This is a genomic window from Streptomyces sp. KLMMK, assembly GCF_036961605.1.
Classification (GTDB): Bacteria; Actinomycetota; Actinomycetes; order Streptomycetales; family Streptomycetaceae; genus Streptomyces; species Streptomyces telluris.
The window spans coordinates 1-6267 of the sequence record NZ_JBAMDC010000372.1 but is presented as its reverse complement, the minus strand read 5'-3'; the positions used below and the strand labels follow the sequence as shown (position 1 = coordinate 6267).

Here is a 6267-nt window from a genome sequence, read left to right as displayed (position 1 = left end):
CCGGCGACGACCCGGCGGCGGGAGTACGCCCTGGTGACGTGCTCACGCATCGCCGGCCCCCTGCAGGGCGGTGGCGTTGCGCCGCAGCACCGCCGTCATGGCGTCGAGGGTCGCGGCGAAGTCGGCGTCGAGTTCGTGGAGGTAGGAGTTCTCGCGCAGCACGGCCGAGGACGGGGCCTCGGTCAGGGTGATGCTGAGGGTGAGGGTGAGGTCGCCGTCCTCGTCCTCCCCCACCTGGTTGGTGATCACCGCGAGGTCGGAGGAGTCCGTGTGCCGGAAGGTGATGCGGCCGGCGGCCTCGTCGGGTGTGACGCGCTGGACGAGCAGCCGCGAGCCGCGCCGGGCCTCGCGCAGGAACCCGTCCTCGTAGCGCTCCAGGACCCGGCACTCGCTGATGGCGGGCACGTAACCGACGGGGTTCTCCGCCTTGTGCAGCAGGACGCGCCACAGCCGCTCGCGCGTGGTGCACGGGGTTCCGGGGACGTTACCGGTGTCAGTGGCGTCTACGACGTCGGCGGTTTCTACGACGTCGGCGGTGTCTGCAGTGTCGACCTTGCGGGTCCACGAAAGCGTAATCATGCGTTCTCCTGCGGGCGGCGGGGGCGGAGCGGGGGCGGCGGGCAACAGGGAAATGGGCTCGGCGAAACGCCGGTCAGGGGCGTCGACCATCACACGGATCACTGGAAGTCTTCGCCGCGTTCCGGAGCCCGGTCAAAGCCCTTCCCGCTACTGCGTCAGGTGCCGCGGACCGCTTCCGACCGCGCCCTTTCCACCTGACGAAGTGCGCCGCGCGCATATTCGCCCGGCGCCCGACTCCCCTGATGCTGGAGGCAGTTGATACGACCCCACCGGCATCCGACCCGGCATCCGGCCCGGCAGTCGCAGAAACAGGAGAGACGCAATGTCCAAGCGATTCACAGGCAAGGTCGTCCTGGTCACCGGGGGCGGCGAGGGCATCGGCCGCGCCGCCGCCTTTGCGTTCGCACGTGAGGGCGCCGAGGTCGTGGTCGCCGGCCGGCACCCGGAAATGCTGCACGACACCGTTGAGGAGATCAAGGCACTGGGCGGCAGCGCCAGTTGTGGAATTGCCGACGTGACCCACCACGGCGAGGACGGCGGGTCATCCGACGCGGAGGCGATCGTGGCCGCCGTCGTCGAACGGCACGGCCGGCTGGACGTCGCCTTCAACAATGTCACCGAACTCGGCCCGAACCAGCCGGTGGCGGAGATCTGCGAAAGCGTCTGGGGCGAAACCCTGGCCGCCAATCTGACCGGCGTGTGGCTGTCCATGAAGCACGAGATCGCGCACATGGAGCGCAACGGCGGCGGCGTGATCGTGAATACGGCCAGCAACATCGGCAGCCAGGGCATGCTGCCTGGCCTGGGCGCCTACGCCGCGTCGAAGGCCGCGGTGAGCACCCTCACCCAGACCGCCGCCCGCGAATACATCGGCAAGGGCATCCGGATCAACGCGATCAGCCCGTGCCCGCTGGGCCGCGGCGCCAAGGTGGAGGAGATCGCCGACACGGTGCTGTGGCTCGCCTCCGACGAGGCGTCCTACGTCGTCGGCCACGACCTGGTCCTGGACCGCAAGACCGCCGTCTGACCGCCGTCTGACCGCCGCCCTGCCACAGCCTGACCACACCTGACCACAGCCTGGCAGCCGTCCGACGGCTCCGAGAGCCCCCGCGTCACCGAGAGGACTGCGAGAGACGACATGGCCAACATCCTTATCGCCGGGGGCGGCATCGGCGGTCTCGCGGCCGCCGTGTCCGTGGCCCGCCAGGGTCACCGGGCGACCGTGCTGGAGCGCAGCGACGTCTTCGGCGAGGTCGGCGCCGGCATCCAGCTCGGCCCCAACGCCTTCCACGCCCTCGACCGCCTCGGCGTGGGCACCGAGGTCCGCGCGCGGGCGGTGCTCATCGACGAGCTCCAGTTCATGGACGGCACGACGGGTGAGCGCATCACCCGCATGCCGCTGACCGGCGCCTACCGGGAGCGTTTCGGCAACCCGTACGCCGTCGTGCACCGCGGCGACCTCTACCAGGCGCTGCTCGACGCCTGCCGCGCCCACCCCGCCGTCACCCTCCTCGGCGGCCACTACGTGGTGCGCTACGAGCAGGACGCGACGGGCGTCACCGCCGTCACGTGCACCGGGCGCCCCTTCCGCGGCGACGTGCTGGTCGGCGCCGACGGGATCCGCTCGGCCGTGCGCCGCCAGCTCGTCGGCGACGGCGAGCCGCGGGTGTCGGGCCACACCATCTACCGCTCGGTGATCCCCATGGAGCAGGTGCCGCAGGAGCTGCGCTGGAACAGCGTGACGCTGTGGGCAGGGCCGAAGTGGCACTTCGTGCACTACCCCATCGCGGGCGGCAAGTGCCTCAACCTGGCGGCCACCCGGGACGACGCGGCCACCGACCCGGTGGCGGGGCTGCCGGTGCCAGCCGAGGACGTGATCGCCGAGTTCCCCGAACTGGGCCACGCCGCGCGGCGGCTGCTGGAGCTCGGCCAGGGCTGGCGGGCGTGGGTGCTGTGCGACCGCGACCCGGTGCCGGACTGGACGGACGGCCGGGTGACGCTCCTGGGCGACGCCGCGCACCCCATGCTGCAGTACGCCGCGCAGGGCGCGTGCATGGCACTGGAGGACGCGGTGCTCCTCGGCGAGCTGCTGCAGGGCGCCGAGCCGGGCGAGGCCTCCCTCGGGCGCCGGCTGGAGAAGTACAACGCGGCGCGCTGCGAGCGGACCTCGCGCACGCAGCTGGTGGCCCGGGAGATGGGCAAGCAGCTGTACCACCCGGCGGGGGACGCGGCCCGTGCGCGCAACCGGATGCTCTGCTCCCTCACCACGGACGAGATGTACGACAAGGTCGACTGGCTGCACGCGGGCGTGCGCTGACCGCGCGGGCCGGACGGACGCCACGGACGCGCGCAACGGACACACGCGACGGACGCCCCCGGGGAACCGGGGGCGTCCGTCGCGTGGGGGGACTGCGGTCCGGGCGGGCCGGATCAGGACCGGGCCAGGACCCGGCCAGGACCCGGCCGCGACCTGACCATGACCGGATCGACCGGATCAGTGGCCGTGGTGCCCGTCGTCGTGGTGGCCGTATCCGCGGTGGCCGTCGTCGTGGTGACCGTAGCCGTGGCCGCCGTGACCGCCGTAGCCGTGGTGGTCGTGACGGTCGTGGTCGTGGCGGTCCCAGTCGTCGTGACGACCCTCGTGGCGGTGGTGACCGCCGTGGTGGCGCTCGCTGTTCCAGGAGCCGTTGCCCGAGATGATCGGGAGCTCGTCCAGGATGTGCGACAGCGGGTCGTCCCCGTCGCTGATCGTCGAGTTCTCCGTGCAGGACTGCTGCTGCTGCGAGGAGAGGATCGGGATGTCCTGGAGACCGATGTTGATCAGTGCGAGCAGCGACTGGGCGCCGAGCTTGCCGATGCCGATGCACGGCTTGTTCAGCGAGCCGTTGATCAGGCCCATCTGCGGGCTCATGTAGCCGCCCGTCCAGGTGTTTCCGTACATCTGGCCCGCGCCGTTGGCGTTCGCAACGTCCTGGCCGTCGCCGACGGCCATCGCGGGGGTCGCCGACACGCCGACCGCGGAAGCCACGAGGGCGGTCGTGGCCACTACTTTCTTGATCACGCTTGATTCCTCGTTCCGGCTGGACGAATTACGGGTGCTCTCTGCCTAACTCACGAATTTCCGTGAGGTTATTACCCGGCCTGCCCCTTCACCCCTTCGGCCCAGCACCGGGGGGTATTCCGGGAAAGGGAAAGCCCCCTGCAGCGGGGCCCGCACACCCGCCGCAGGGGACTGACGCACCGGTGGGTCAGTGGCCGCCGTGGCCGAAGCCGTTGTGGCCGAAGCCGTTGTGGCCTCCGTGACCGCCGTGACCGTGGCCACCGTCGCTCTTGTTGCCGGAACCGTTGCCCGAGATGATCGGGATCTCCGACAGGATGTGCGACAGCGGGTCGTCCCCGTCGCTGATCGTCGAGTTGTCGGTGCACTGCTGCTGCTGCTGCGACGTGAGGATCGGGATGTCCTGGACGCCGACGTTGATGGCCGCCAGCACCGACTGGACACCAACCTTGCCGATACCCAGGCACGGCTTGTTCAGCGTGCCCTGGATCAGGCTCATCTGCGGGCTTTCCTTGCCGCCGGTGTGCGTGTTGCCGTATCCGGTCTTCGCGGCGTTGCCGTTGGCGACGTCCTGGTCGTTCCCGATAGCCATCGCGGGGCCGGAGATGGTGCCGACCGCGGACACCGCGAGGGCGGTCGTGGCAATTACCTTCTTGAGCACGTCCTAAGCCTTTCGATCGTGTAGCGCCCCCACTGGGAAAGCGTTCTGAATAACTCCGGCCTTATACAGAGGTTCCGGGGTTTCACTCATTCGAGCCAGTGAGGTCACCGCACGTAGGACAGCCCGAAGAATTACTGCCCGACAAATGAAAAGGCGGCGTGCGGTAATACCGGTGGTGCCGGAGCGCGCCCGTCAGAAGGCGGCGTCGACGGGGCGCGCCGCCGCGGGCCCGGCGGCCGGCTCCGCCGCCGGCCCCGCCGCGGGCCCGGCCGCCACCATCGCCTCGTACAGCACGTCCTCCGTCTGTACGCCCAGCAGGATCTGCCCGTCCCCGATCCTGAACACCGGTGGGGTCGGGACGCCGTGGCGGCGCAGCCGGTGCAACTGCCCGCGCAGTTCCTCGGCTTCCTCGGAGCCCTTCGCCAACGCGCCTGCGCCGCCCGGCCCGAGGTCCACTCCGCACTCCTCGGCGACCTCGCGCAGCGTCTCCTCGCCGGCGATGTGCAGGCCGTCGGTGAAGTGCGCACGGAACAGCCGTTCGACCACCGGCTCGGCCAGGCCCTGCTCCGCGGCGCGGCCGATGAGCAGGTGGGCGCGGAAGCTGCCGGTGGCGACGGCCCGGTCGTAGCGCAGCTCCAGTCCGTCGCGGGCGGCCTGCCAGGTGAAGATCTCGGCCTGCGTCGCGGCGTACGGGCCGAGCATGCGCTCCAGTACGGGCATCAGGGGCTGCGGGCTGTCGGAGGCGGCCGGGGCGATCTCGTAGGGGCGGAAGGTGATCGTGACGTCGGCGCCCCGGGCGCGCATGCGGTCGGCCGCGCGGACCAGTCGCGTGTAGCCGATGTAGGAGTGGACGCAGATCACGTCCAGGACCATGTCCGCCTTCACCGTCACCGTTCGGATCCCCCCTCCGACGCCCGCCGGCCCTGCACTTGTCGGTCGGTTGGCTAGTTAGGGAGAACGTAAGACGCGCCTTCTGGGCCGTCAAGCACGTATGTCAAGGAATGGGTGGCGATGCACGCCTCACGGGGTGTCCGGGGAACGATGCTGACGCGGCCCATGTCGGCCGCCCCTATGGCCACTTGGCCACCACGCGACCATCCTGACCACGACAATGTACGTATTGCGTGTCGGTGGTGTCGCGGTCGGCCGCTGCACCCTCCGCCGGGGGCTCTTTCTGCGGCATGATCTCCACTCCCCCTGGCGCGTGCGGAGGCGGACCGGCACGTCCACCTGCCTGCAGGCGCGGTCAGTTGGGATCGACAGGAAGGAAAGCCGTCAGCTAACCGGGCGTCAAGTAGGTTCAGCTAGGGGGCGACAGGTTCACGACAACGGCAGGAGAGACCCATGGGCAGCACCCCTCAGGCGCGCAGGAGCGACACCCGGGAGCGCATCCAGAAAACGGCCCTGGACCTCTTCGTCTCGCGTGGTTACGAGAAGACGTCGCTACGGGAGATCGCCGAGGAGCTCGGCGTCACCAAGGCGGCGCTGTACTACCACTTCAAGACGAAGGAGGACATCCTCAGCGCGATCTCCCGGGATCTGGGCAGGCCGGTCGACGAACTCATCGCCTGGGCCGAGGAGCAGCCGGCCACGATGGACACCAAGCGGGAGCTGCTGCGGCGCTACAGCGTGGCCCTGGGGGCGGCGATGCCGATCTACCACATCCTGCAGGAGAACCAGGCGACGCTGCGGGACCTGGCGATCGGCCAGGAGCTGCGCGACCGGGTCACCTCGATCTCGCGGCTGATGCACGCGGGGGACCTGGCGTTCGACTGCCACGCGCGCGTGGCGAGCGCGGTGATGACCGTCCACTTCGGCGCCTTCACCCCGGACGCCCTGAACGGCACCCCGGAGCAACGCCGCGAGGCCCTCCTGGACGTGGCCCTGGAAACCCTGGCGGGGGTCCGCGCCCCAACGGCGGAGCCGGTGTCCACGGCCGGCGGCTGACGACGCGGGCGCCCGGGAACCC

The 6267-nt window shown here is 70.4% G+C and carries 6 protein-coding genes and 1 pseudogene; 3 read left to right on the top strand and 4 right to left on the bottom strand.

Annotated features, from left to right (window positions below; genetic code table 11):
* Nucleotides 1–42: 42 nt before the first annotated feature.
* Nucleotides 43–579 (bottom strand): AtaL-like protein, encoded by a 537-nt coding sequence (locus tag V7793_RS31320; protein WP_336012976.1) that lies wholly within the window; start codon nucleotides 577–579, stop codon nucleotides 43–45.
* 322 nt (nucleotides 580–901) lie between these two features.
* Here V7793_RS31320 and V7793_RS31315 point away from each other — a divergent pair, with 322 nt between their 5' ends.
* Nucleotides 902–1606, top strand: coding sequence for an SDR family NAD(P)-dependent oxidoreductase (locus V7793_RS31315; RefSeq protein WP_336012975.1), 705 nt, complete (start codon nucleotides 902–904; stop codon nucleotides 1604–1606).
* Between the two features lie 111 nt (nucleotides 1607–1717).
* The gene (locus V7793_RS31310) at nucleotides 1718–2896 is read left to right on the top strand and encodes a 3-hydroxybenzoate 6-monooxygenase (RefSeq protein WP_336012973.1); all 1179 of its coding nucleotides are present in this window, start codon (nucleotides 1718–1720) and stop codon (nucleotides 2894–2896) included.
* 177 nt (nucleotides 2897–3073) lie between these two features.
* On the opposite strand, the gene V7793_RS31305 is transcribed toward V7793_RS31310, so the two are convergent.
* The 3 genes and pseudogenes from V7793_RS31305 to V7793_RS31295 form a co-directional block, all read right to left on the bottom strand.
* Nucleotides 3074–3640, bottom strand: coding sequence for a rodlin (locus tag V7793_RS31305; RefSeq protein WP_443058029.1), 567 nt, complete (start codon nucleotides 3638–3640; stop codon nucleotides 3074–3076).
* Between the two features lie 271 nt (nucleotides 3641–3911).
* Nucleotides 3912–4298 (bottom strand): annotated as a pseudogene (locus V7793_RS31300) (rodlin); the annotation flags it as partial.
* Nucleotides 4299–4490: 192 nt separating this feature from the next.
* Entirely contained in the window at nucleotides 4491–5189 is a 699-nt protein-coding gene (locus V7793_RS31295; RefSeq protein ID WP_336012972.1) for a DsbA family oxidoreductase, read from the bottom strand.
* A 453-nt stretch (nucleotides 5190–5642) separates the two neighbouring features.
* On the opposite strand from V7793_RS31295, the gene V7793_RS31290 reads away from it, so the two are divergent.
* A complete protein-coding gene (locus V7793_RS31290) occupies nucleotides 5643–6245 on the top strand; it encodes a TetR/AcrR family transcriptional regulator (protein WP_336012970.1) in 603 nt (200 codons plus the stop codon).
* Nucleotides 6246–6267: the final 22 nt, after the last annotated feature.